The sequence below is a fragment of the Streptomyces rugosispiralis genome (genome assembly GCF_024505145.1).
GTDB lineage: Bacteria > Actinomycetota > Actinomycetes > Streptomycetales > Streptomycetaceae > Streptomyces > Streptomyces rugosispiralis.
Window position 1 is genome coordinate 14,688 of sequence record NZ_JANIAA010000024.1, and the last position, 24,533, is coordinate 39,220.

At 71.5% G+C, this 24,533-nt stretch carries 21 protein-coding genes; 12 read left to right on the forward strand and 9 right to left on the reverse strand.

Annotated elements, in window-relative coordinates; all coding sequences use genetic code 11:
- Positions 1–7 precede the first annotated feature (7 nt).
- The 3 genes from NP777_RS29145 (at position 8) to argG (ending at position 5,389) form a co-directional block, all read left to right on the forward strand.
- Entirely contained in the window at positions 8–1,606 is a 1,599-nt protein-coding gene (locus NP777_RS29145) for a glycoside hydrolase family 13 protein (protein WP_256653142.1), read from the forward strand.
- A 55-nt stretch (positions 1,607–1,661) separates the two neighbouring features.
- Positions 1,662–3,851 carry a discoidin domain-containing protein gene (locus NP777_RS29150; RefSeq protein ID WP_256653143.1) on the forward strand — a complete coding sequence of 730 codons (2,190 nt, stop codon included), beginning with the start codon at positions 1,662–1,664 and terminating at the stop codon, positions 3,849–3,851.
- An 89-nt stretch (positions 3,852–3,940) separates the two neighbouring features.
- Positions 3,941–5,389 (forward strand): argininosuccinate synthase, encoded by a 1,449-nt coding sequence (gene argG / locus NP777_RS29155; protein WP_256653144.1) that lies wholly within the window; start codon positions 3,941–3,943, stop codon positions 5,387–5,389.
- Between the two features lie 76 nt (positions 5,390–5,465).
- Here argG and NP777_RS29160 read toward each other — a convergent pair whose 3' ends face one another.
- Complete coding sequence (locus tag NP777_RS29160; protein ID WP_256653238.1) at positions 5,466–7,328, reverse strand: glycoside hydrolase family 9 protein; 1,863 nt, start codon at positions 7,326–7,328, stop codon at positions 5,466–5,468.
- A 228-nt stretch (positions 7,329–7,556) separates the two neighbouring features.
- Positions 7,557–8,831, reverse strand: a complete 1,275-nt coding sequence (locus NP777_RS29165; RefSeq protein WP_256653145.1) for a glucarate dehydratase family protein — start codon at positions 8,829–8,831, stop codon at positions 7,557–7,559.
- A 214-nt stretch (positions 8,832–9,045) separates the two neighbouring features.
- Between NP777_RS29165 and NP777_RS29170 the strand changes: the two genes are divergently transcribed.
- Positions 9,046–10,401 carry an MFS transporter gene (locus tag NP777_RS29170; RefSeq protein ID WP_256653146.1) on the forward strand — a complete coding sequence of 452 codons (1,356 nt, stop codon included), beginning with the start codon at positions 9,046–9,048 and terminating at the stop codon, positions 10,399–10,401.
- 232 nt (positions 10,402–10,633) lie between these two features.
- Here the strand turns inward: NP777_RS29170 and NP777_RS29175 are convergent, their stop codons facing one another.
- Both NP777_RS29175 and NP777_RS29180 read right to left on the reverse strand, forming a co-directional pair.
- Positions 10,634–10,954 (reverse strand): NIPSNAP family protein, encoded by a 321-nt coding sequence (locus NP777_RS29175; RefSeq protein ID WP_256653147.1) that lies wholly within the window; start codon positions 10,952–10,954, stop codon positions 10,634–10,636.
- A gap of 72 nt (positions 10,955–11,026) precedes the next feature.
- Positions 11,027–11,995, reverse strand: a complete 969-nt coding sequence (locus tag NP777_RS29180; protein ID WP_391858598.1) for an NADP-dependent oxidoreductase — start codon at positions 11,993–11,995, stop codon at positions 11,027–11,029.
- Between the two features lie 137 nt (positions 11,996–12,132).
- Here NP777_RS29180 and NP777_RS29185 point away from each other — a divergent pair, with 137 nt between their 5' ends.
- On the forward strand, positions 12,133–12,507 hold the full coding sequence (locus NP777_RS29185; protein WP_256653148.1) for a winged helix-turn-helix transcriptional regulator: 375 nt from the start codon (positions 12,133–12,135) through the stop codon (positions 12,505–12,507).
- 86 nt (positions 12,508–12,593) lie between these two features.
- Here NP777_RS29185 and NP777_RS29190 read toward each other — a convergent pair whose 3' ends face one another.
- The gene (locus NP777_RS29190; RefSeq protein WP_256653149.1) at positions 12,594–13,250 is read right to left on the reverse strand and encodes a YceI family protein; all 657 of its coding nucleotides are present in this window, start codon (positions 13,248–13,250) and stop codon (positions 12,594–12,596) included.
- A 110-nt stretch (positions 13,251–13,360) separates the two neighbouring features.
- Between NP777_RS29190 and NP777_RS29195 the strand changes: the two genes are divergently transcribed.
- Positions 13,361–14,152: a thioesterase family protein gene (locus NP777_RS29195; protein WP_256653150.1), complete on the forward strand. Its 792-nt coding sequence runs from the start codon at positions 13,361–13,363 to the stop codon at positions 14,150–14,152.
- Between the two features lie 239 nt (positions 14,153–14,391).
- Positions 14,392–15,738: an MFS transporter gene (locus NP777_RS29200; RefSeq protein ID WP_256653151.1), complete on the forward strand. Its 1,347-nt coding sequence runs from the start codon at positions 14,392–14,394 to the stop codon at positions 15,736–15,738.
- Between the two features lie 48 nt (positions 15,739–15,786).
- Here NP777_RS29200 and NP777_RS29205 read toward each other — a convergent pair whose 3' ends face one another.
- From NP777_RS29205 to NP777_RS29215, 3 genes are all read right to left on the reverse strand, one after another.
- Positions 15,787–16,662 (reverse strand): hypothetical protein, encoded by an 876-nt coding sequence (locus tag NP777_RS29205; protein WP_256653152.1) that lies wholly within the window; start codon positions 16,660–16,662, stop codon positions 15,787–15,789.
- A 70-nt stretch (positions 16,663–16,732) separates the two neighbouring features.
- The gene (locus NP777_RS29210) at positions 16,733–17,539 is read right to left on the reverse strand and encodes an alpha/beta fold hydrolase (RefSeq protein ID WP_256653153.1); all 807 of its coding nucleotides are present in this window, start codon (positions 17,537–17,539) and stop codon (positions 16,733–16,735) included.
- Positions 17,540–17,564: 25 nt separating this feature from the next.
- The gene (locus tag NP777_RS29215; protein ID WP_256653154.1) at positions 17,565–18,527 is read right to left on the reverse strand and encodes a LysR family transcriptional regulator; all 963 of its coding nucleotides are present in this window, start codon (positions 18,525–18,527) and stop codon (positions 17,565–17,567) included.
- Between the two features lie 184 nt (positions 18,528–18,711).
- Between NP777_RS29215 and NP777_RS29220 the strand changes: the two genes are divergently transcribed.
- Positions 18,712–19,875 (forward strand): acyl-CoA dehydrogenase family protein, encoded by a 1,164-nt coding sequence (locus tag NP777_RS29220; protein WP_256653155.1) that lies wholly within the window; start codon positions 18,712–18,714, stop codon positions 19,873–19,875.
- 103 nt (positions 19,876–19,978) lie between these two features.
- Here the strand turns inward: NP777_RS29220 and NP777_RS29225 are convergent, their stop codons facing one another.
- Entirely contained in the window at positions 19,979–21,310 is a 1,332-nt protein-coding gene (locus NP777_RS29225; RefSeq protein WP_256653240.1) for an FAD-binding oxidoreductase, read from the reverse strand.
- 248 nt (positions 21,311–21,558) lie between these two features.
- Between NP777_RS29225 and NP777_RS29230 the strand changes: the two genes are divergently transcribed.
- The 4 genes from NP777_RS29230 to NP777_RS29245 are packed head-to-tail and all read left to right on the forward strand — an operon-like array spanning position 21,559 to position 24,533.
- Complete coding sequence (locus NP777_RS29230; RefSeq protein WP_256653156.1) at positions 21,559–22,032, forward strand: nuclear transport factor 2 family protein; 474 nt, start codon at positions 21,559–21,561, stop codon at positions 22,030–22,032.
- Between the two features lie 34 nt (positions 22,033–22,066).
- Positions 22,067–22,621: a TetR/AcrR family transcriptional regulator gene (locus NP777_RS29235; protein ID WP_256653157.1), complete on the forward strand. Its 555-nt coding sequence runs from the start codon at positions 22,067–22,069 to the stop codon at positions 22,619–22,621.
- 59 nt (positions 22,622–22,680) lie between these two features.
- Complete coding sequence (locus NP777_RS29240; protein ID WP_256653158.1) at positions 22,681–23,826, forward strand: sensor histidine kinase; 1,146 nt, start codon at positions 22,681–22,683, stop codon at positions 23,824–23,826.
- Entirely contained in the window at positions 23,823–24,533 is a 711-nt protein-coding gene (locus NP777_RS29245; RefSeq protein ID WP_256653159.1) for a response regulator, read from the forward strand. Before NP777_RS29240 ends, NP777_RS29245 begins: the two co-directional genes overlap by 4 nt.

The window sequence follows — 24,533 nt, forward strand, 5'->3', positions numbered from 1 at the left end:
TCCCACCGTGGCCCAGCCCACCCCTGCCCGGACGCCGAACGACTGGTGGCGCTCCGCCGTCATCTACCAGGTGTATGTGCGCAGCTTCGCCGACGGGGACGGCGATGGCACCGGCGACCTCGCGGGCGTCCGCGCCAGGCTGCCGTACCTCGCCGAACTCGGCGTCGACGCGCTGTGGTTCAGCCCCTGGTACCTGTCGCCCATGAAGGACGGTGGCTATGACGTCGCCGACTACCGCGCCATCGATCCGGCCTTCGGCACCCTGGCCGAGGCGGAGAAGCTCATCGCCGAGGCCCGTGAACTGGGCATCCGCACGATCGTGGACATCGTGCCGAACCATGTCTCCGACCAGCACCCCTGGTGGCGGGCCGCGCTCGCGGGCGGCGCCGAGCGCGAGCTCTTCCACGTCCGTCCGGGCCGCGGCGACGACGGTGAACTGCCGCCCAACGACTGGACGTCGGAGTTCGGCGGCCCGGCGTGGACCCGGCTGCCGGACGGCCAGTGGTATCTGCATCTGTTCGCCCCCGAGCAGCCGGACCTCAACTGGGCCCACCCGGCCGTGCGCCAGGAGCACGAGGACATCCTGCGCTTCTGGTTCGATCGGGGTGTCGCGGGGGTGCGCATCGACTCGGCCGCCCTGCTGGCCAAGGATCCCCGGCTGCCCGACTTCGTCGAGGGCCGCGATCCGCATCCGTATGTCGACCGCGACGAGCTGCATGACATCTACCGCTCCTGGCGCGGCGTGGCCGACGAGTACGGCGGTGTCTTCGTCGGCGAGGTGTGGCTGCCGGACAGCGAGCGCTTCGCCCGCTATCTGCGCCCCGACGAGCTGCACACCGCCTTCAACTTCTCCTTTCTGGCCTGCCCCTGGGACGCCCGGCGGCTGCGGACGTCGATCGACGAGACGCTCGCCGAACACGCTCCGGTGGGCGCTCCGGCCACCTGGGTGCTGTGCAACCACGATGTGACCCGCACGGTGACCCGCTACGGACGCGAGGACACCGGTTTCGACTTCGCCACCAAGGTCTTCGGCACCCCCACCGACCTCGCTCTCGGCACCCGGCGGGCACGGGCCGCGGCGCTGCTGTCGCTGGCCCTGCCCGGCGCCGTCTACGTCTACCAGGGCGAGGAGCTGGGCCTGCCCGAGGCCGAGATCCCCCGCGACCGCATCCAGGACCCGATGCACTTCCGCTCCGGCGGCACCGACCCGGGCCGCGACGGCTGCCGGGTGCCGCTGCCGTGGGCGGCGGACGCGCCGTACGCGGGTTTCGGCTCGCGCGAGGAGCCATGGCTGCCGCAGCCGGCGCACTGGGCGGCGTACGCGGCCGATCCGCAGACGGAGGACCCGGGCTCGATGCTCGGCCTCTACCGCGCGGCGATCCGGATCCGCCGCGCCACCCCCGGCTTCGGCGACGGGCCGCTGACCTGGCTCCCCTCGGCCGAAGGTGTCCTGGCCTTCGCCCGTACGGACGGCCTGGTCTGCGTGGTCAACCTCGCGAACACCCCCACCGAGCTGGACGGCACCTCCCGGCTTCTGCTCAGCAGCGGCCCGCTGGACGACCGGGGCCGCCTTCCGCAGGACACGGCGGCCTGGCTGCTCCGCTGAGCCGCCACCATCGCACCGCGCTATCCCACCACCCCCACCACGAAGGGATCAGCACATGCACCACAGCGGTACCGCATCGGCATCCACCAAACGCCTGTCGGCGATCGGCGCGGCCGTCGCCCTCGCGGCCGGCACGCTCGTCGCCCTGACCCCCACGGCCGCACACGCGGCGGCGGGCGCCTCCCTGCCGTTCACCTCGGCCGAGGCCGAGTCGGCCACCACCACGGGGGCGAAGATCGGCCCCGACTTCACCCAGGGCACGCTCGCCTCCGAGGCGTCCGGGCGCCAGGCCGTCCGCCTCGCCGCCGGACAGCGCGTGGAGTTCACCGCGCCGCGCGCGGCCAACGCGGTGAACGTGGCCTACAACGTGCCCGACGGCCAGTCGGGCACGCTCAACGTCTACGTCAACGGCACCAAGCTGGCCAAGACCATCGCGGTCACGTCCAAGTACTCGTACGTGGACACCGGCTGGATCGCGGGTTCGAAGACCCACCACCTCTACGACAACGCCCGGCTGCTGCTCGGGCGACACGTCCAGGCCGGTGACAAGGTCGCCTTCGAGGCGGCGAACACCCAGGTCACCGTGGACGTGGCCGACTTCGAGCAGGTCGCGGCGGCCGCCTCGCAACCCGCCGGATCGGTGTCCGTCACCTCCAAGGGCGCCGACCCGAGCGGGCAGGGCGACTCCACCCAGGCGTTCCGGGACGCCATCGCCGCCGCCCAGGGCGGAGTGGTCTGGATCCCGCCGGGTGACTACAGGCTGACCTCCTCGCTGAACGGCGTCCAGAACGTCACCCTGCAGGGCGCCGGCGGCTGGCACTCCGTGGTGCACACCTCGCGGTTCATCGACCAGTCCGGCTCCGCCGGCAACGTGCACATCAAGGACTTCGCGGTCATCGGCGAGGTCACCGAGCGCGTCGACTCCAACCCCGACAACTTCGTCAACGGCTCGCTCGGTCCGGACTCCAGTGTGTCGGGCATGTGGCTGCAGCACCTGAAGGTCGGTCTGTGGCTGATGGGCAACAACGACAACCTCGTGGTCGAGAACAACCGCTTCCTGGACATGACGGCCGACGGTCTCAACCTCAACGGCACCGCCAAGAACGTACGCGTGCGGAACAACTTCCTGCGCAACCAGGGCGACGACGCGCTCGCCATGTGGTCGCTGAACTCGCCGGACACCAACAGCAGCTTCGAGAACAACACCATCTCGCAGCCGAACCTCGCCAATGGCATCGCGATCTACGGCGGTACGGACATCACCGTCAGGAACAACCTCATCTCCGACACCAACGCCCTGGGCAGCGGTATCGCCATCTCCAACCAGAAGTTCATGGACCCGTTCCACCCGCTGGCCGGCACGATCACGGTCGACGGCAACACGCTGGTCCGCGCGGGCGCCATGAACCCCAACTGGAACCACCCGATGGGCGCCCTGCGCGTCGACTCCTACGACAGCGCGATCGAGGCCACCGTCAACATCACCAACACGACCATCACCGACAGCCCGTACAGCGCCTTCGAGTTCGTCTCGGGTGGCGGCAGGGGCTACGCGGTCAAGAACGTCAATGTGTCCGGCGCGACCGTGACCAACCCCGGAACGGTCGTCGTCCAGGCCGAGGCGCAGGGGGCGGCGAAGTTCAGCGATGTCACGGCCTCCAGCGTCGGCGCGGCGGGCGTCTACAACTGCCCGTACCCATCCGGCTCCGGGACCTTCGGTCTCACCGACGGCGGTGGCAACTCCGGCTGGAGCAGCACCTGGTCGGACTGCTCCAGCTGGCCCCAGCCCGGCCAGGGCAACCCGGATCCCGACCCGGGCCGCAACCTCGCCAAGGGCCGCCCGGCCACCGCTACCGGCTCTTGGGACGTCTACACCCCCGACAAGGCGGTCGACGGCGACGCGAACAGCTACTGGGAGTCGACCAACAACGCCTTTCCGCAGGCCCTGACCGTGGACCTGGGCTCCAGCCAGGCGGTCCGCCGGCTGGTGCTGAAGCTGCCGCCGTCCTCGGCGTGGGGCGCCCGCACCCAGACGCTGTCCGTGCTGGGCAGCACCGACGGCTCCGCGTACTCGACGGTGGTGGGCTCGCAGGGCTACCGCTTCGACCCGGTGTCCGGCAACAAGGTCACCGTCACCCTGCCCGGCAGCACGAATGTGCGCTATCTGAGGCTCAACGTCACCGGTAACACCGGCTGGCCGGCCGCCCAGGTCAGTGAGGTGGAGGCGTATCTGACCTCCTCGTGATCCCATCTTCGCGCCGGGGAGCGAGGTGTGGATCAAGGCCATCACCAGGAGACCTTGCATGATCATGCGTAACCCTGCATACTCCTGCTGTGTCCAAAGTTCTCACCTCCCTCCCTGTCGGCGAACGCGTCGGGATCGCCTTCTCCGGCGGCCTCGACACCTCGGTAGCGGTCGCGTGGATGCGCGACAAGGGCGCGGTGCCCTGCACCTATACCGCCGACATCGGCCAGTACGACGAGCCCGACATCGCCTCGGTCCCCGGGCGCGCCACGACGTACGGCGCGGAGGTCGCCCGTCTGGTGGACTGCCGGGCGGCCCTGGTGGAGGAGGGGCTCGCGGCCCTCGCCTGCGGGGCGTTCCACATCCGCTCCGGCGGCCGCAGCTACTTCAACACCACCCCGCTCGGGCGGGCGGTCACCGGCACCCTGCTGGTGCGCGCCATGCTCGAGGACAATGTCCAGATCTGGGGCGACGGCTCCACTTTCAAGGGCAATGACATCGAGCGGTTCTACCGCTACGGCCTGCTGGCCAACCCCTCCCTGCGGATCTACAAGCCGTGGCTGGACGCCGACTTCGTCAGCGAGCTCGGCGGCCGCAAGGAGATGTCGGAGTGGCTGCTCGCCCATGACCTGCCCTACCGGGACAGCACGGAGAAGGCGTACTCCACCGACGCCAACATCTGGGGCGCCACCCACGAGGCCAAGTCGCTCGAGCACCTCGACACGGGCATCGAGATCGTCCAGCCGATCATGGGCGTCCGGTTCTGGGACCCGTCGGTCGAGATAGCGGCCGAGGACGTCACGATCGGCTTCGAGCAGGGCCGCCCGGTGACGATCAACGGCAAGGAGTTCGCCTCCGCCGTCGATCTGGTGCTGGAGGCCAACGCCATCGGCGGCCGCCACGGCATGGGCATGTCCGACCAGATCGAGAACCGCGTCATCGAGGCCAAGAGCCGGGGCATCTACGAGGCACCGGGCATGGCACTGCTGCACGCGGCGTACGAACGGCTGGTCAACGCGATCCACAACGAGGACACCGTCGCCACCTACCACACCGAGGGCCGACGGCTCGGCCGGCTGATGTACGAGGGCCGCTGGCTGGACCCGCAGGCGCTGATGGTGCGCGAGTCGCTGCAGCGCTGGGTCGGCGCGGCGATCACCGGCGAGGTGACGCTGCGGCTGCGGCGCGGCGAGGACTACTCCATCCTGGACACCTCGGGACCGGCGTTCAGCTACCACCCGGACAAGCTCTCCATGGAGCGGACCGAGGACTCCGCCTTCGGTCCGGTGGACCGGATCGGCCAGCTGACCATGCGCAACCTCGACATCGCCGACTCGCGCGCCAAGCTGGAGCAGTACGCCGGCCTCGGCATGGTCGGCAGCTCGCATCCGGCGCTGATCGGCGCCGCGCAGGCGGCCTCCACCGGGCTGATCGGCGCGATGCCGCGGGGCGCCTCCGAGGCGATCGCCTCGGACGGGCAGGTGTCCGGCCAGGACACGCTGCTCGACCGCGCCGCGATGGAGTTCGGCGCCGACTGACCTCCCCGCTCTTCTGGTCCGCCGCCCACCCGCGCCCGAGCGCGGGTGGGCGGCGGCGTGTTCCGGCCGGGCCGGGTCAGCGCACGGACTGCTCCGCCGTGCCGCCGCCCAGACCGCCGACGTACGAGGCGATCCAGGCCAGCGGGGCGTTCCAGTTGATGGTGATCTCGTTGGTGGAGAACGCCATCAGGTTGTCGGTGTAGCACATCGCCGGGGCGCAGCCCTTCAGCTTCTTCTTGGCCACCGGGTCCTGCAGCCCGGAGTTCGGGCCACCGGCCAGCGAGCCGGGCGGCGGATGCGGCAGCCGGTGGTCGCGCTGGTGGGCCCAGAAGCGGTGGTGCTGGTTGTGCGAGTCCCGTTCGCCGTAGCCGGTGACATAGGACTGGTTGAGCGGATTGCCGCCCAGCAGATAGTCCATGCCGCGGAGCACCGCGTCGAGGTAGCGGTCCTTGCCCGTCAGGTCGTGTGCGGTGGCGAGCACGATCATGTTGTTGAGCACCTGGCTGTTGGAGCCCCACTCGTACTTGCCGTCCTTGGGCGCGTACGGCACGCCGTAGGCCGACTTGGCGGAGTCCGCGGCGTAGCGGTCGGCGGCCGTCGTCACCATCGCGCGCACCTCGGCGCGCTGCTTCTGGGTGAGCTTGTTGGGGACGGTGGCCAGGTCCAGCGCCCCGAGGCCCGCGGTCGAGGCCCACGACATGGCGCCGCCACGCGGGAAGAGCGCGCCCACGTCGCGGTGGAGCGGCGAGTCGAGCACCGCCTTGGCATAGCCGTGGTCGCCGGTGGTGATGAACAGCTCGGCCGCGGCCCAGTAGAACTCGTCGCCGACGTGCCGGTCGCCGTAGGCCCCGCCGCCCGTGGAGTCCTTGTCGCTGGCGAAGATCTTCGGATGTGCCTTGGCCGCGTCCCACGCGGTCCGGGCCGCGTGCAGACAGCGGGCGGCGAACTCCGGGTCGTAGGACTTGAACAGCCGGGCGCTCTGCGCGGCGGACGCCGCCAGGTTGAGCGTGGCCGCGGTGGACGGCTTGTGCAGCTCGCGCTGCTGGTGGTCCTGGTCCGGCCGGGTCGGGAACCCGGTCCACTGCTTGTCGTGCACCTTATGGAACGCCATACCGGCGAGCGGTTTGCCCTGCGGCACCTGCATGCGCAGCAGGAATTCCATCTCCCAGCGGGCCTCGTCGAGGATGTCCGGGACGCCGTTGCCACGCTCGGGCACCCGGAGCCGGCCGTCGCCCAGCGGCGCGGCGTCGACGCCCTTGGTGGTGCGGGTGCGCTCATACGCGGACATCAGCTGGGCCACCGAGATACCGCCGTTGACGACGTACTTGCCCTGGTCACCGGCGTCGTACCAGCCACCGGCGACATTGCGGCGGTAGTCGCACACGCCCTTCTGGCACGGAACGTCGGTGTCGCCCCGGTGCGGGGCCGCCTTGTCATGTCCCGCGGGACGGGCGTACTTGGGGCCCACCAGGTCCGCGTCGATCTTGATGCCGCTGCGGTTGTGGTAGAAGTACGCGAGCGCGTCGCTCCGCAGTGAGTCGTAGAGGTGGTCGCCGATGGCGAACGGCTCGCTCTTCTTCCCGCCGATGGTGACGGTGTAGCCCTGGCCCGCGTCCGTGACCTTGCTGAAGTCGAAGGTCTGGACGTGTTGGCGGGAGCTGGGGTCCACGCCCGCGGGGATGGTGGTGCCGCGCGCCCGCTCGGTGCCGTCGGCGGCCCGGAGCGTCCAGGTCAGCGGCTTGGTGGCGGGGGTGACGACGGTGCCCTTCTTGGGGCCGTGGGTCAGATAGCCGACCTGGTTCACCCGCACCGGCGAGCCGGTGTCGGCCTTGGGAGCGGCCGTCCCGGCGGCGTGCCGCGTGTGGTGGTCCACGGCACCCGCCGCGGGCGCGGTCAGGGCGCCGAGGGTCAGTCCGGCCGCGACCGCCGCGCCCACCATGCGCCGGCGGCGGCGGTCGGTCCGGTCAGGGGTCATCCGTACGCGAGGAGCAGTAGCAGACAAGACTCAGCACTTCCGGGGGTCGGCGTCTCTTCCGTCCCTCAGAGGCTATGAAGAGGCCCTGGCCTGCAGCTTCGTACGCTTAGCCGAAATCCGGGTACCCCAGGTGACCGAGACCGGCCTCCGTCAATCGAGGTATCGCGCCAGGTGAGCCGCGGTGGGGGCGGGCTACCAGCGGGCGAGGTCCGCCTGGAAGGACGGGTCGAAGCGCCGCATGTAGCCGGTGTCGTCGCGGTTGCGCAGTCCGCACCGGACGTACTGCTCATGCAGGCGGGCCAGGGCGTCGGGGTCCAGCTCCACGCCGAGACCGGGGGCGGACGGGACGGGCACCGCGCCGTCCACGAAGGTCAGCGCGCCGTCCACGATCACGTCCTCGGTCTTCCACGGCCAGTGGGTGTCACAGGCGTAGGTGAGGTTCGGGGTGGCCGCGGCGAGGTGGGTCATCGCGGCCAGGCTGATGCCCAGGTGCGAGTTCGAGTGCATGGACAGGCCCATGCCGAAGGTGTCGCAGATGCCGGAGAGCAGCTTGGAACGGCGCAGCCCGCCCCAGTAGTGGTGGTCGGAGAGGACGACCTGGACGGCGTCGGCGGCCACCGCGGGGGCCAGCTCGTCGAAGGCCACCACGCACATGTTGGTGGCCAGCGGCATGGGGACCTCGCGGGCGACCGCGGCCATGCCGTCGATCCCGGGGGTGGGGTCCTCCAGATACTCCAGCACGCCCTCGAGAGCGCGCCCGACCTTCACCGAGGTCTCCGTCGTCCAGACGGCATTGGGGTCCAGGCGCAGCGGATGGCCGGGGAAGGCGCGGCGCAGCGCCCGGATCGCCTCGATCTCCTCCTCGGGGGGCCGGACGCCGCCCTTCAGCTTGATCGCGGTGAATCCGTAGTCGTCCACCATCCGGCGGGCCTGCGCCACGATGGCATCGGGGTCGAGGGCCTCGCCCCACTCGTCCGGCTCCTGGCCGGGGTGGGCGGCCCACTTGTAGAAGAGGTACGCGCTGAACGGGACGGCGGACCGTACGGCGCCGCCGAGCAGATCGCTGACCGGGCGGCCGATGGCCTTGCCCTGGATGTCCAGGAGCGCCACCTCGAACGGGGAGACCACCCGGTCGACGGTGCTGCTGGTGGTGATCATGCCGGTGAGCCCGGAGCCTCCGGAGCCGCCCACGCGGTCGATGACCCGCTGGACGCGCTGGTGCAGTTCCTCGGTGGCGAAGGCGTCCAGGCCGACGATCTCGTGTCCGACGGCCGCCAGGCGCTCCAGGTGGAGTTCGTCGGCGTAGGTCTCGCCGAGCCCGGTCAGGCCCGCGTCGGTGTGGATCTGCACGATCGAGCGGAGCGCGAAGGGCTCGTGGACGCCGACGGAGTTGAGCAGGGCCGGGTCGCGGAAGGCGACGGGGGTGATGGTGACATCCGTGATGCGCAGGGGTGCTCCGTCAGACATCGACGTCCATTCATATGGTTGAACAGATGGTAGGTCCGTGAACCCTATCAAGTGGCTGCCCCACCGACGAGCAGCCAAAACACCCATCACAACTCATGTGATTCCGCGTGGAATTGTTGCTTCCGGAGTCATTGACCGAGGGAACGGGCGATCGTAGGGTCTGCACCCCACTGCCAGTGGGTTCATGTGCATGAACGAAGCGAGGAGAGCCGCCATGGTGAATCCCCCCGCCCCCGACCGCGACCCGGCCGCCTCCTCGGAGCTCGTCCAACGGTCCGTGACCAAGTTTCTGCGACGTGTGATGCCCATCCTGGTCATCATGCTCGTGGTCAACCAGATGGACCGCACCAACGTCGGCTTCGTCCAGGACGACCTCAAGGCCGACATCGGCATCGGAAGCGCGGCCTACGGGCTCGGCGCCGGGCTGTTCTTCATCGGCTACGCCCTGCTCGAAGTCCCCAGCAACATGCTGATGGAGCGCTTCGGCGCCCGCGTCTGGCTCACCCGGATCATGATCAGCTGGGGTGCGGTGACCGTCCTCATGTGCTTCATGACGGGGGCCACCTCCTTCTACGTCCTGCGGTTCCTGCTGGGCATCGCGGAGGCGGGGTTCTTCCCCGGCGTGATGTACTACCTCACCACCTGGCTGCCGGACTCCGCGCGCGGCCGGGCCAGCGCCCTCTTCCTCGGCGGCTCGGCCACCGCCTACATCGTCACCGGCCCCATCAGCGGCGCGCTGCTGGAAATGCACGGCCTGGGCGGATTCGCCGGCTGGCGCTGGATGTTCGCGCTGGAAGGCGCCATCTCGATCACCGTGGGCCTCGTCGCGGCCTTCTTCCTCGTCTCGCGGATCCAGGACGCCCGCTGGCTGAGCGCCGATGAAAAGGCCGCCCTCGGCGCGGCGGTCGAGCGGGACCGTGAGGCGCGCAGCCGTGAGCCCCAGGTGTCCAGGCTGCGGCTGGTGGTCCACCCCCAAGTGGCGCTGCTGACCGGCGTGTTCTTCGCCATGGCGCTCACCGGATACGCGATCACCTTCTGGCTGCCGAGCCTGGTGGACGACATCGGCGGGCTCTCGCCCTTCCAGATCGGGCTGCTCACGGCCATCCCGTGGATCTGCGCGGTCATCGCGATGTACACGATGAGCCGCTACACCGACCGGGTGCCGGACCGGCGGCCCTACCTCGCGATCGTGCTGGTGCTGTCCGCCGTCGGCACCTTCCTCGCCACTCTCGGCTCCCCGTGGTTCGGACTCGCGGCCGTCACCCTGGCCGCCGTCGGCAGCAAGTGCGCCGCCAACCTCTTCTGGCCGCTGGCCCAGTCCACGCTCGATCTCAGGGTCACGGCCGCGGGGCTCGCCGTCGTCAACTCCCTCGGCAACCTCGGCGGCTTCGTCTCCCCCACCCTCTTCGGCTATCTGGAGGAGACGACGGGCAGCACCAACGGCGGCCTCTACGCGCTCTCCGCGGCCTCACTGCTCGCCACCGTGGGCGTCTACTTCATCCGCCGCGGGAGCGGCCGTGGCGGAGCCGAGGCCACCGCGCCCGCCCACGTCCGGGCCGTCTCCGGGTGATCCCGGCACGGCCCCGCCCGGAGCCGTGCGGATCCGGGCGGGGGCGTGCGGGTCCGGGCCGGGCCGTGTGATTCCGGGCGGGGACGTACGAGTCCGGGCGGGGACGTACGAGTCCGGGCAAGGCCGTGTGATTCCGGGCGAGGCCGTGCGGGGCCGGGCGGGGACGTGCGAGTCGGGGGGACGTGGACGGCGTCACCGGCGGACGGCCGTCCCGTCGGTGGTGCCGTCGCGGTCAGCGAAGTCCGGACGCGGGCGTGGGCACGGCCCGCGTGACCTGGATCTTCTCCCGGAACAGCAGTTCCTCGACCCGGGGGCCGATCTCCCGCTGCCACCGCTCGCTCTGGTAGACGGCCTCGTAGAGCCGCACCCGCTCCGCCTCGTCGGCGAAGCGCCGCATCCACACATAGCCGTCGGGGTCCTCCTCGTCGATGAACGAGGCGATGACGTTCATCCCCTGCGACGCCTGGAAGGGGATCACCACCTCCTCCATGAAAGTCACCCATTCCTCCCGGCGGCCGGGCCTGGCCTGGTAGCGGCGGATCTCGTAGAACATGCGCGTCTCCTGGGGCTGGTATGACGGGTGGCGCGAAGTGGCCTCGGCTGTCGGCTGTCGGCCGGGGAGCGGTCAGGCGCCGGTGCGGAGCACCAGTTTGCCTCGGGTGTGGCCGTCCTCCCCCTGGCGGTGGGCGCGGGCCGCCTCCTCCAGCGGGAAGACGTCCTCGACCTCGACCTCGACCTCACCCTGGTCGATCAGCCCGGCGATGGTGGTCAGCGCGGCGCCGTCCGGCTCGACGAGGAAGGGGCTGGTGCGCACCGAGCGGGCGTCCGCGGCCTCGCGCAGTTCGGGGCTGACACCGCCGGGGACGGCGACCAGCAGTCCCCCCTTCTTGAGCACCTCCAGGGAACGGGTGCTGGTGGCGTCGTGCCCCTCTCCCAACAGGTCGATCACCACATCGACGTTCTCGACCGTGTCCTCGAAGCGCTGCTCGGTGTAGTCGATCAGCTCCGCCGCCCCGAGCCGGCCGAGCCATTCGTGGCGGCTCTCCCGGGCGGTCCCCACGACCGTCGCCCCCAGATGCCGTGCGAATTGGACGGCGAAGTGTCCGACGCCACCGGCGGCGGCGTGCACCAGAACCCGCTGGCCGGCCTCCACCTTCGCGGTGTCCACCAGGATCTGCCAGGCCGTCAGTGCCGCCAGCGGCACGGCGGCCGCCGCCTCGTGGCTCAACGTGGCGGGCTTACGGGCGAATTGACGGGCGGGGGCGGTCACGAACTCCGCGTAGCCGCCCGCCTGACGGGGGAACCACGGCATGCCGTACACCTCGTCGCCGGGGGCCAGCGTGGTCACCCCGAACCCGACTTCCTCGACCACACCGGAGACGTCCCAGCCCAGGGTGAACGGCGGCTCGCCCAGCACGCCCGCCATACCGCCGCCCTGACGGGTCTTCCAGTCGACCGGGTTGACGCCGGCGGCGTGCACCCGCACCAGCACCTCGGTGGGCAGCGGTTCCGGCCGTGCGACCTCCGCGACGCGCAGCACCTCCGGGCCGCCGGGCGCGTCCTGTACCACCGCACGCATCATGGACCTGGACACGTGTGCCTCCTGAGCTCATCCGTATCTCCCACGCCCGCTTTCCGAACGCGCTCGCACGCTAACCCCAGGGACCTGGTTACCCACAAGGGACACTGCTACCTTTTGGGTAGTACGAAGCGGCCCGGAAGGTTTCCTCCATGAGTACGCGATGCCACACGGGCCAGCACGCCCATCATGATGTGTACGAGGCCCAGTGCCCGTGCCGCGCCATGCTGGATCTGCTGGCGAACAAATGGTCGGCGCTGGCGATAGGCGCCCTGGAGGACGGCCCCCTCCGATTCGGCGCGCTGCAGCGCCGGCTTCAGGGGGTCAGCCCCAAGGTGCTCACCCAGACACTGCGTCGTCTCGAGGACGCCGGGCTGGTGGAGCGGACCGTCTACCCGGCCGTCCCGCTCCATGTGGAGTACGAGCTCTCCTCCCTGGGCCACAGCGCGTCCGTCCCGCTCAGGAATCTGCGTCTGTGGGTGGAGGACAATCTGGATCTCACCACCGCGGCCGCGAAGCCGATGTGACGGCGCCGGTTCCCCTGCCGGTCGCCGCCCGCCCCCCCCTCAGCACCCTCCTCGCGGAACGAGAGGGCGCCCTGGTCCGGGCTCGGTCAGGCGGTGGGCGCGGAACGGATGGCGGCGATGTCGAACTGGAGGCGGACCTTCTCACTCACCAGGGCGCCGCCTTCGGCCAGCCTGGCGTTGTAGGTCAGCCCCCATTCGGAGCGGTTGATGGTGGTCGTGCCGTCGAAGCCCGCCCGCTGGTAGCCGAAGGGGTCCGTGACATGTCCGATATAGGTGAGCTCCAGGACCACCGGACGGGTGACGTCTCTGATCGTGAGGTCCCCGGCCATGCGGTAGACATCCGGGCCCGCGACCTCCACGGCGGTGCTGATGAACCGGATGTGCGGGAAGGTTCTGGCGTCCAGGAAGTCCCGGCCCATCAGGTGGTCGTCGCGCTGCTCGACACCGGTCTGGACACTGGCGGTGGACAGCAGGACCTCGGCCCGGGAACGGCGCGGGTCGCGGCCGTCGAAGTAGAGTCGGCTGTCGAACTCCGTGAAGGCGCCACGCACCGTGCTCACCATGGCGTGCCGGACGGAGAAACCGATCCGGCTGTGCGCCGGGTCGACGATCCACTCTCCGGTGAGGGCCGCGAGGCCGGATTCCGGCAGCGCGACGGCGCCGGACGCGGGCCGGGTTGTGGGGGCCGCCGGTGCGGCGCTGGCGATCGCGCGGCGGGAGGTACTGCGGCTGAACAGGTTCATGCCACCCGTTGTTATTTCAACTTAGGGGATGACGCAACCCTTGATCAAGAGCAGATACTCAAGGATCTTGAGTAAGTGTCTGCGACGTTCCCCCCGAGGAGAAGCCCCCGTTGACGACCGACAGTTACTACGAGCCGATCGACGAGTACCGCTACAAGCCCACCTCGCACGTCAGTGGCGCCTGGAGCACCGACGAACAGCACTTCAGCCCGCTCGGCGGGCTCATCGTCCACGCCATCGACCGCCACCTCGCCACCCGCCCGCACACCGGGCTGCTGCTCAGCCGGATCAGCTTCGACATCCTCGGGCGCCTCGCCCTCGACGAGTGCGAGATCCGGGTGGAGACCATCCGGCCCGGCCGCACCATCGAACTCCTCGAGGCCGTGGTGCTCATCGCCGACCGCCCCGTGGTCCGGGCCCGCGCCTGGCTCCTCGCCGCCGTGGACACCACCTCCGTGGCCGGTGGCGCCGGGGACCGGCTCGCCCCTCCCGAGCAGCTCGCCCCCTGGTCGATGGCCTCGCTGTGGCCCGGCGGGTACATCGCCTCCCTGGACGCCCGTCCGCTCGCACCCCGCGAGCCCGGCCGCGGGACGCTCTGGGTGTCCACCCCGCTCGACCTGGTCGCCGGGCAGACCAGCACCCCGCTGGCCTCGTACATCGCGCTCGTGGACACCGCCAACGGCATCGCCGTACGGCAGTCGCCCACCGTCTGGATGTTCCCCAACGTCGACCTGACCATCCACCTCCACCGGCAGCCCGAGGGCCGCTGGACCGGGCTGGACACCACGGTCACCTTCGGCGGCACCGGCCAGGGCATCACCAGCACCGTGCTGCACGACCTGCGCGGCCCGGTCGGGCACGCCCAGCAGATCCTCACCGTCCGGCCCCTGCCCGGCACCTGACCGCGCACGGGACAGGCCGCCACCGGCGAGGTGGCGGCTCCCCCTGTACCATGAGCCCGCAAGCAACGAACCACTCTGCCTGACGCAGAGCTGGCGCGACCGCTCGGCGGCCACGGTCCTGCATCCCCCTGATCGGCGCGGACCCGGTATCTACCCCGGTCCAGCGCGAGAGGACAGCTCTCGGCGCACTCCGCCACGCCGGCCCGGGTGCGCTACCAGGCGGCGGAAAGGCGTCGGCCGTGGCATCCGCGGTCTCCAGCGACACCCCTCCCCCCGTGCGGCGCGCCGGCTACCGGCAACTGCTGCGCACCCCGGGGGCGTGGACCTTCCTGCTCCCCGGGTTCGCCGCCCGGCAGCCGTTCGCGATGCTGACGATCAGCATCGTGCTCCTGCTGCGCCACACCACCGGGTCGTACGGTCTCGCCGGTGCGGTCGCGGCCGTCACCGGCGTCTCCATGGCGCTGTTCGCACCCCAGAGCGGCAAACTGGCCGACCGCCACGGACAGCGCGCGGTCCTGGTGCCGGGTGTGCTGCTCCACACGGCGGCCGCGGCGCTGCTGACGGCGCTCGCGCTGGCCCACGCGCCGCTGTGGGCGCTGATCGCCGCCGCGGTGCCCACGGGCGCCTCCGTCCCGCAGATCGGGCCCATGGTGCGGGCCCGCTGGGCGACCGCCCTCGGGGACGGCGCGCCGGGCGGATCCGGGCCGCGCCCCGGACACCATCCGCTGCTGGCGACGGCGGCCGCGTTCGAGTCCGTGACGGACGAGCTCACGTTCGTCATCGGCCCCGTGCTCGCCACCGCCTTGAGCACGGCCGTGCACCCGGCCTCCGGCCTGATCGCGGAGGCCGCGCTGACACTGGTGGGCGGGCTGCTCTTCGCGGCCCGACGCCGTTCCGCGCCACCGCCGGGCCAGGCGTGGACGGACGCGCGGGAGCCGCACGCCTCGGCCCTGTCCGTGCCGGGTGTGCGGGTCCTGGCCGTGGCCTTCCTGGGCATCGGCTCGGTCTTCGGCGGAATGCAGGTCGCCCTGACCGCCCTCACCCAGGAGCAGGGTCGACCGGGCCTGAACGGTGTGCTGTACGGCGTCTTCGCGGCCGGCAACATGCTCGCGGGCGTGGCCTGCGGCGCCATCGCCTGGCGCACCTCCCCGCGCCGGCGGCTGCTGACCGCCTACGCCGCGCTGACGCTGATCTGCTCGACGCTGTGGGCGGTGTCCGCGCCCCTGCCGCTGGGCGGGCTGGGACTGCTGGCGGGCCTGTGCATCGCACCGGCGCTGATCACCGGGTACACCCTGGTGGAGGCGCTGGTCCCGGCCGCGTCCCGGACGGAGGCGTTCACCTGGCTGACCGGCTCGGTCGCGCTGGGCCAGGCGGCGGCGGTGACGGCGGGCGGACAGCTGGCGGACGGCTTCGGCGCGAGCGCCGCCTTCACGGTGCCGCTCGTGGGCACGGCCCTGGCCCTGCTGACGGTGGTGTCCCTGCGCGCCCACATCGCACCGCGCGGCACCACCACGGCGATACGCCGGGACGGGGGCACCGCCGACCCCCACTCCGCCTCGCTCGAGGCGGCGGACACCACCTCCTGAGCGACGCCCCGGGGGCGCGGGCGGCGGCCTTGCGGTCGCCGCCCGCGCTCATGCGAACGTCACCTCCGCGGTGGCATGCCGCGCCTCGCGATGGGTGGCGATGCGCATCTCGGCGCCATTGCCGGAGGGTGTGCCGGACGCGAGGAGGCGCTCCCCGGCGAACAGCGGCCGCCGCAGCCGGTAGGACAGGGCGGCCACCCGCCGGGCCGGGGCGTGGCGACGGGCGAGTTCGAGCATGAGCAGGGCCAGCAGCGGCCCGTGGACGACGGGGCCCGGGTAGCCCTCCTCCCCTCGCGCGTACGGCGTGTCGTAGTGGATGCGGTGGGCGTTGGCGGTGAGCGCGCTGAACCGGAACAGCAGGGCCGGATCCGGATGCAGTGAGAGCCGCCACGTCCCGTCGGGGTCGGGGGCGGCCGACTCGTCCAGGGTGGCCGGGTGGTGCGCGGCGCCGCGCCCCGACCGGTAGACGATGTCCTGCTCCTCGACGAGGCGGGTCCGGCCGCGCTGGCGGAATTCACGGCGCTCGGTGACGAACAGCAACTCGCCCGTGCCGCCCTGTTTGGCCGTCACCGTGCCGAGGCTGGTGACGCGTTCGGCAGGCTCCCCGAGGCGCAGCGGTTCGGAGATCTCGCACCGCCCTCCGGCGATCATCCGCTGCCGGTGCGGGATGGGCGGCAGGAAGTGCCCGTTCCGGGGGTGGCCGTCGGTCCCCAGCTCCCGCTGGTCGGGCCACCGCAGGAAGTAGAGCCAGTGCCACAGCGGTGGCAGGAGGCCGCCGTCCCTCGTCACGGGCTCCGGCAGGTCGAGGACCGCGGAGAGGGCCGCGGCCGGACCGGCGGCCAGGGCGTCCTCGGCCGTGACGGGTCCGGGCGCCCATGAGGCGAGGTACGAGCCGAGCGGGGACGGAGTGGGTGTGGGCTGCATGGTGCTCCTGCCTGGAGAGTGCTCGGGGACGGCGCGGCGGCGTGGAAGGAGTTCCGGCCGCGATGGCATGTCAGTCGGTGAGGAACGACGACACGATCGCCCCGGCTTCCGGGCGGCACTCCTCGAAGTAGCCGTGCCGGGCGCCCTCGAAAATATGCGTCCGCGCCCGGGGGACGCGGGAGGCGAGCAGCGGTGCGTTGGCCGCCGGGTTGAGCCGGTCGTCCGCTCCGTGCAGGATCAGCGTGGGCGCGGCGATCAGCGGGAGGACGTCCCAGGCGTTGTGTTCATTGCTGGCCACCAGGTGGTGCCGCCGGGCGTGCGGGGGCATGGCGGGGTCGCCGAGGGTCGTATACGGCCCGGGGTGCCCGGACCGCCAGGCCGGGGTGTACATGAGGTCGATCAGCGCCTCCCGCGCCGCTGCCGCGTCGGCCTGGGCCAGGGAGCGGCGTACCGCCATGTCGCGCTCCGCCGCCCGCGGCCCACCGGGTGAGGTGCAGCCGAGGACGAGCCGCCGGATCCGGTCGGGGTGGCGGGCGGCGACCCACTGGGCGACCCGCCCTCCCATGGAGGTCCCGTACAGATCGGCGGACTCGATGCCCAGATGGTCGAGGACGGCGATGACGTCGTCGGCGAAGTCCCGTGTCGCGTAGGGGTGGTCGGGCTTTCCGCTCTCCCCGGTGCCGCGCCAGTCCATGGTGAGGGTGGAGTGCGTGGCGTGGAAGTCCGCCCGTATGCCGTCCCACCAGTGGTGGTTGTTGGCCTGGCCGGCCAGGAGCAGCAGCGGCGCCCCGGTGCCCTGGCGCTGATAGGCGAGGAGGGTGCCGTCCTGCGCGCGGGCATGGCCGCTGACCTGCTGGGGGACGTCGGTGCGTGGCATGGGTGTCTCTTGCCTCTCGGGGTTCTCAGGTGTCATCGGTGTGCTCGGTGTGCGTGGCCGACGTGTGCAACCGGGCGGAGGGCCACCGCTCCTGGCGCACGGCCGAGGTGATCTGGTGGATGAGCTCCCGGGCGACGGCCTCCACCGCGGGCGGTGTCCGCCCGGCCCGCGATGTCCCGAGGACGATCGAGCGCCATACGTCGGGTTCGCACAGCGGTGCCGCGCTGAGTGTGCCATCGGCCACGTCCTCGGCGATGCCCAGCCCCGGCAGGATGGTCCAGCCGTGCCCGGCGAGGACGAGCTGTTTCTGCACCCGCATGGAGTTGGTCTGCACGGCGACGTCCATCTCGACCGCGGCCCGTCCGGCGGCCCCGTCGATCAGGCTGCGCAGGGCGTGGCCGGCCGCGGGCATGACCAGCGGACGCCCGGCGGCCCGCGCCAGGGGGACGGGGCGGTCGGCGCGCAGCCCCTCGGACGGCGGCGCGACCACCCACAGACGCTCGCGCACCAGGGGGCGGACGTTCGGCGACGGGGTGCCGGCCAGATGGTAGAGCAGGGTGAGGTCCAGGTCGCCGTCGTCCAGCCACTGCTGGAGGTGTCCGGAGTACGCCGTCATCAGGCGCAGCTCGATTCCGGGATGGTCCCGGGCGAGCGCCGACACCAGCGGCTCCGCCAGCAGATCGGCCGTGCTCTCCAGCAGGCCCACGGTGACGATGCCGGTCACCACGCCCGGGGTCGGCTGGACCTCGGCGCGGGCGCGCTCCAGTTCGTTGAGCGCACGGCGAGCGCGCTCGACCATGATCGCGCCGGCCTCGGTGGGCCGCATGCCCTGCCGGGTCCGCTCGAAGAGAGGGACCTCCAGCTCCTCCTCCAGGGTGCGGATCTGCCGGGTGACCGCGGGCTGCACCAGATGCAGCAGCTCCGCGGCCCGGGTGACGCTGCCGACCTCGGCGACCGTGACGAGTGCCTTGAGTTGTCTGACGTCCAACGCTCGCTCTCCCGCCATCCGCGCCCGGCATGGACGTATCACATATCGCTATTTCACCGACGCGCTCATGAGCGACCATGATGGCATGGTGTCTCCGCGGAGCGTCGGAGCAGGAGCGTCGGAGCAGGAGCGTCGGGGCAGGAGCGTCGGAGCAGGAGCGTTCAAAGGCAGGAGTTTTCAGGGTATGAGCACCCTCGACATGGTGTCCGAGGACGAGCGGTTCATCGTCACGACGGTGCGCGACTTCGTGGACCACGACGTCAAACCGGTCGTCCGGGAGCTGGAGCACGCCAACACCTACCCCGAGGCCCTGATCGAGCGGATGAAGCGGCTCGGTGTCTTCGGGCTCGCCATCCCGGAGGAGTACGGCGGCACCCCCGTCTCCACCCCGTGCTATGTCCTGATCACCGAGGAGCTGGCCCGTGGCTGGATGAGCCTGGCCGGTGCGATGGGCGGCCACACCGTGGTCTCCACGCTGCTGCTGCGCTTCGGCACCGAGGAGCAGAGGCGCCGCTATCTGCCGAAGATGGCCACCGGCGAGATCCGTGCCACCATGGCGCTCACCGAACCGGGCGGCGGCTCGGACCTCCAGGCGATGCGCACCGTGGCCCGTAAGGACTCCGGCGGCTATGTGGTGGACGGCGCCAAGACCTGGATCACCAACTCCCGCCGCTCCCGGCTGATCGCCCTGCTCTGCAAGACCGATCCCGACGCCACCCCCGCCCACAGGGGCATGTCCATCCTGCTGGTCGAGCACGGACCGGGTCTGACGGTCTCCCGCGATCTGCCCAAGCTGGGCTACAAGGGCGTGGAGAGCTGTGAGCTGTCCTTCGACGGCTACCGCGCCCCGGCCGACGCCGTCCTGGGCGGGGTCGAGGGCGAGGGGTTCGCCCAGATGATGAAGGGGCTGGAGACCGGGCGGCTGCAGGTGGCCGCCCGTGCGCTCGGCGTCGGCCGGGCCGCGCTGGAGGACGCGCTGGCCTACGCCCAGGAGCGCGAGTCGTTCGGCAAGCCGATCTGGCGGCACCAGTCGATCGGCAACTACCTCGCCGACATGGCCACCTCGCTCACCGCCGCCCGTCAGCTCACCCTGTACGCCGCGCGGGAGGCGGACGCGGGACGGCGCGTGGACATGGAGGCGGGCATGGCGAAGCTCTTCGCGTCCGAGACCGCCATGGAGATCGCGCTCAACGCCGTCCGGATCCACGGGGGTTACGGCTACTCCACCGAGTTCGACGTGGAGCGCTACTTCCGCGACGCGCCCCTGATGATCGTCGGCGAGGGCACCAATGAGATCCAGCGCAATGTGATCGCGGCTCAGCTCGTCAAGCGCGGCGGACTGGAGTGACGCCCCCTTCCCCGGCGTGGCGCCCCCTCCCTCGGAATGCCGCCCGCTCCCCCGGAGTGACGCCCACTCCCCCCGGCGTGACGCCCACTCCCCCGCCACGCGCTCAGCCGCGGGCGATGACCTTGCCCGGGTTGAGGATCCCGTGCGGGTCGAGGGCCGCCTTGACCGCGCGGTGCATGTCCAGCACGGCCGGTGCCAGCTCCCGCTCCAGACCGTCCCGCTTCAGCAGGCCCACACCGTGTTCACCGGTGACCGTGCCACCGAGGTCGATGGCGTCCGCGATGATGTCGTGGAACGCGGCCTGGGCTCGCTCCCGGGCCGCGGTGTCGCCGGGCTGGGTGATCAGCAGCGGATGGAGGTTGCCGTCACCGGCGTGGGCGATGTTGGCGATGAGCGTGTCATGGCGGGTGGCGGCGCGCTCGATCCGCGCCAGCATCTCCGGTACGGCCGCCTTGGGCACGCACACGTCCTCGGTGAGCACCGGTCCGAGCCGCTCCAGCGCCGGGTAGGCGAGCCGCCTGGCCGCGAACAGCGCGTCGGCCTCCTCCTGGTCCGTGGACTGCGCGGCCCAGGTCGCCCCCGCCTCCTCGAAACAGGCGAGCATGCGCTCGGCCTCCTGCGCGCCGGCCGGGCCCGGGGCGTCCGTACGCCCGAGGAGCACCACGTCCGCGTCCACGGACAGGCCCATGTTCTTCCACTTGTCGACCGCCGCCAGGCAGTGCCGGTCGATCAGCTCCAGCGCGGACGGGGTGAGCCCCGCGGCCCCGATCGCGGCGACCGCGCGGCCCGCCGCCACGACGGAGGAGAAGTATCCGGCGACCGTGCGCTCCGCCTCGCGGCTCGGCCGCAGCCGCACCGTGACCTCGGTGATCACTCCCAGGGTGCCCTCGGAGCCGACCATCAGCCCCGCCAGGTCGTACCCGGCGACGCCCTTGGCGGTCCTGCGGCCGAGCCGCACCAGCTCACCGGTGCCGGTCACCACTTCCAGGCCGAGCACATAGTCGCGGGTGACGCCGTACTTCACACAGCACAGCCCGCCCGCGTTGGTCGCCACATTGCCGCCGATGGTGGACCAGGGCGCGCTCGCCGGGTCCGGCGGGTACCACAGCCCCCGCTCGGCGCAGGCGGCCCGCAGATCGTCGTTGACCACCCCGGGCCCGACGACCGCGAGGCGCTCCACGGCGTCGATCTCGTGGATGGTGTCCATGGCCTCGGTGGAGAGCACCACACAGCCCTCGACCGCGTTGGCGCCGCCGGAGAGGCCGGTGCCGGCGCCCCGGGTGACCAGCGGAACGCCGTGCCGTACACAGGCCCGCACCACGGAGCGCACCTCCGACGCCGTGCGTGGCCGCACCACCACGCGGGGCGTGCCGTACGGCGCCCACTCCGCCTCGTCGTGGACGAACCCGGCGGCGACACCGGGGTCCTCGACCATCCGGCCGTCCGGCAGCTCCTGCCGCAGATCATCGATCAACACGCCGGTCCCCTGCCTTGTCCTCGAGCACGTACTTCCCGCTCGCACGGTACCCACCGCCGCCGGAAAGCGTGATCACCACCCCCCTGCCACCGGGGCGGAGGCGGGTCGGCGGTTGCACGAGAACCATCGTTCTCCTAGTGTCGTACCCAACGGAGAGAATGCTCGTTCTCCCCATCCCTCCCCGCTCCATGACCCGAGGAGTCGACATGACCGACGCCGCACGCCCCCCGTTCCCCCCGTTCACCCGCGAGACCGCCGTCGAGAAGGTCCGGCTGGCGGAGGACGGCTGGAACTCCCGTGACCCGGAGAAGGTCGCCCTGGCCTACACCGTCGACTCGCGCTGGCGGAACCGCGCGGAGTTCGCCACCGGGCGCGAGGAGATCGTCGCCTTCCTCACCCGCAAGTGGGCGAGGGAGCTGGACTACCGGCTCATCAAGGAGCTGTGGGCCTTCGACGGCAACCGCATCGCCGTACGCTTCGCCTACGAGTCCCACGACGACTCCGGCAGCTGGTTCCGCTCCTACGGAAACGAGAACTGGGAATTCGACGACAACGGTCTGATGCGGCTGCGCTACGCCTGCGTCAACGACCTCCCCATCGAGGAGTCGCAGCGCCTGTACCACTGGCCGCTCGGGCGCCGTCCCGACGACCACCCCGGGCTGAGCGACCTCGGCCTCTGACCGACCGGGCGACAGGCACCAGGAAGGCGATGACATGATCAGTCCCGAGACCGCGGAGCTCCGGATCCTCGACGCGGCCGAGACCCTGTTCTACGGACGGGGCATCCAGGCGGTGGGCATGGACGAGATCCGCTCCACGTCAGGCGTCTCCCTCAAACGGCTCTACCAGCTCTTCCCGTCCAAGGGCGAGCTCGTACAGGCGTATCTGCGGCGGCGCGACGTCCGCTGGCGCCAGAAGCTGGCCGCGTACGCCGAGGCTCAGGCCACCCCCGAGGAGAGCATCCTGGCGGTCTTCGACTGGCTCCACGAGTGGTTCGGCGAGCCGGACTTCCGCGGCTGCGCCTTCAGCAACTCCTTCGGAGAACTGGGCGCCACCTCCTCGGCCGTCGCCGAGACGGCCCGAGCCCACAAGGAGGCGTTCTTCCGCTACCTCACCGGGCTGACGGCGGCCGCGGGCAAACCGGCCTCGCTGGGCGACCACCTGGCCCTGCTGGCCGAAGGCGCCATCACCACCGCGGCGATCACCGGCAGCGCGGAGCCCGCGCATCAGGCGAAGGCGGCCGCACGCGTCCTGCTGGAGGCGGCGTAGCCGTCACCAACAAGGCCGTAGCGGTCATCCTCAAGCCGTAGCCGTTACCATCCAGTCTCATGCGGGGGTGGTGGGAACGGGGCCGGGCGCTGGGAGCAGCCCACCCCCAGGCCGTGGACATCGGGATCGCGCTCCTGGTCCAGGCGGCCATGACGATGCCGTTCGTGGTGCCGCGGCCACCCGATCTGGAGCCGGCCACCTGGCCCGCCTACGGGCTGACCACACTCACCGTCGTCCCCCTGGTCTGGCGCCGGCGCGCTCCCCTCGCCGTGCTGACCGCGATCATCGCGACCAGCGCGCTGTACAAGCCGGCGGTGGAGGGGCCCGGCCAGCCGCTGCCGTACACCGGGCTCGTCATCATCTACACGGTCGCCGTCGTCTCACCGCCGTGGAAGCGGCTGGTCGCCGGGGGGCTGCTGACGGTCGCCGTGCCGGTGTCGGTGTGGCTGAACACCCGGACGGCCCGCGAACTGACCTTCTCCCTCTTCGTGTTCGCGGCGGCCTATGTCCTCGGGCGGCTGACGGACGCCCGGCAGCGGGAGCACCGGATCGAGGCGGAGCGGGCCGCCGCGCGCGAACGGGCCCGGATCGCCCGGGAGATGCATGACATCCTCTCCCATGCGGTGAGCCTGATGATCGTGCAGGCGGAGGCCGGTCCGGTGGCGGTGCGGACGGCCCCGGAGCGGGCCGAGGCCGCCTTCGACGCCATCTCCGCGACGGGCCGGGACGCCATGGCCCAGCTGCGCCGGATGCTGGGTGTGCTGCGCGAGGGCGATGAGCCGGACCGTGCCCCGCGCGAGCCGCAGCCGGGCCTGGCCGGTCTGCCCGAGCTGCTCGACCGGATCCGGGCGAGTGGCCTCGAGGTGGCGTACGAGTCGGTGGGGGCCGTGCGGCCACTGCCGGAGGCCATCGGGGCGAGCGTCTTCCGGATCGTCCAGGAGGCCCTGACCAACGTGGTCAAGCACGCGGCGGCGCACAGGGTTTCCGTCCGACTCACCTATGGCGAAGGCGCGGTGGACATCCGGGTGCTGGACGACGGGCGGGGGGCGCGGTCCGGTTCCGGTGGCGGCCACGGTCTGGTCGGGGTCCGCGAGCGGGCGGCGGCGCACGGCGGTACGGCGGTCACCGGGCCGGGCCCGGACGGCCGGGGCTTCGAGGTACGGGTCCAGCTCCCCGTACCCGCCACGGTGGAGGTGGCGCGTTGACGATCCGGGTGGTGGTGGCCGACGACCAGGAGCTGGTGCGCAGCGGCTTCGCCATGATCCTTGACGCCCAGCCGGATATCGAGGTGGTCGCGGAGGCGGGCGACGGGGCCGAGGCCGTCGAGGCGGTGCGGCGGCATACGCCCGATGTGGCCCTGCTGGACATCCGGATGCCACGTGTGGACGGTATCGAGGCGTGCCGCGGGATCGCCGCGTCCGGCGCCTGCCGGACGGTGATGCTGACGACCTTCGACTCCGACGAGTACGTCTACGAGGCGCTGCACGCGGGCGCGAGCGGCTTCCTGCTGAAGGATGTGCGCAGGGACGATCTGGTGCACGCGGTACGGGTGGTGGCGCGGGGCGACTCGCTGCTCGCGCCGTCGGTGGCCCGGCGTCTGGTGGAGCAGTACACCCGGGCCACCGCCCGGCCACGGCGGCCCGATCCCCGGCTGGACGCGCTGACCGGGCGGGAGCGGGAGACGCTGCTGCTGCTCGCGCGGGGCCTGTCGAACGCCGAGATCGCCGCGGAGCTGGTCGTCAGCGATCACACGGTCAAGACCCATGTCGGCAATGTGCTCGCCAAGCTGGGGCTGCGGGACCGGATCCAGGCGGTGATCTGCGCGTACGAGACGGGCCTGATCACGGCCGGGGATCCCCCGCCCGGGGGAGCTGCCCGGCCCGGCTCCTCCCCCGCGTCGGCGGGGAACTGA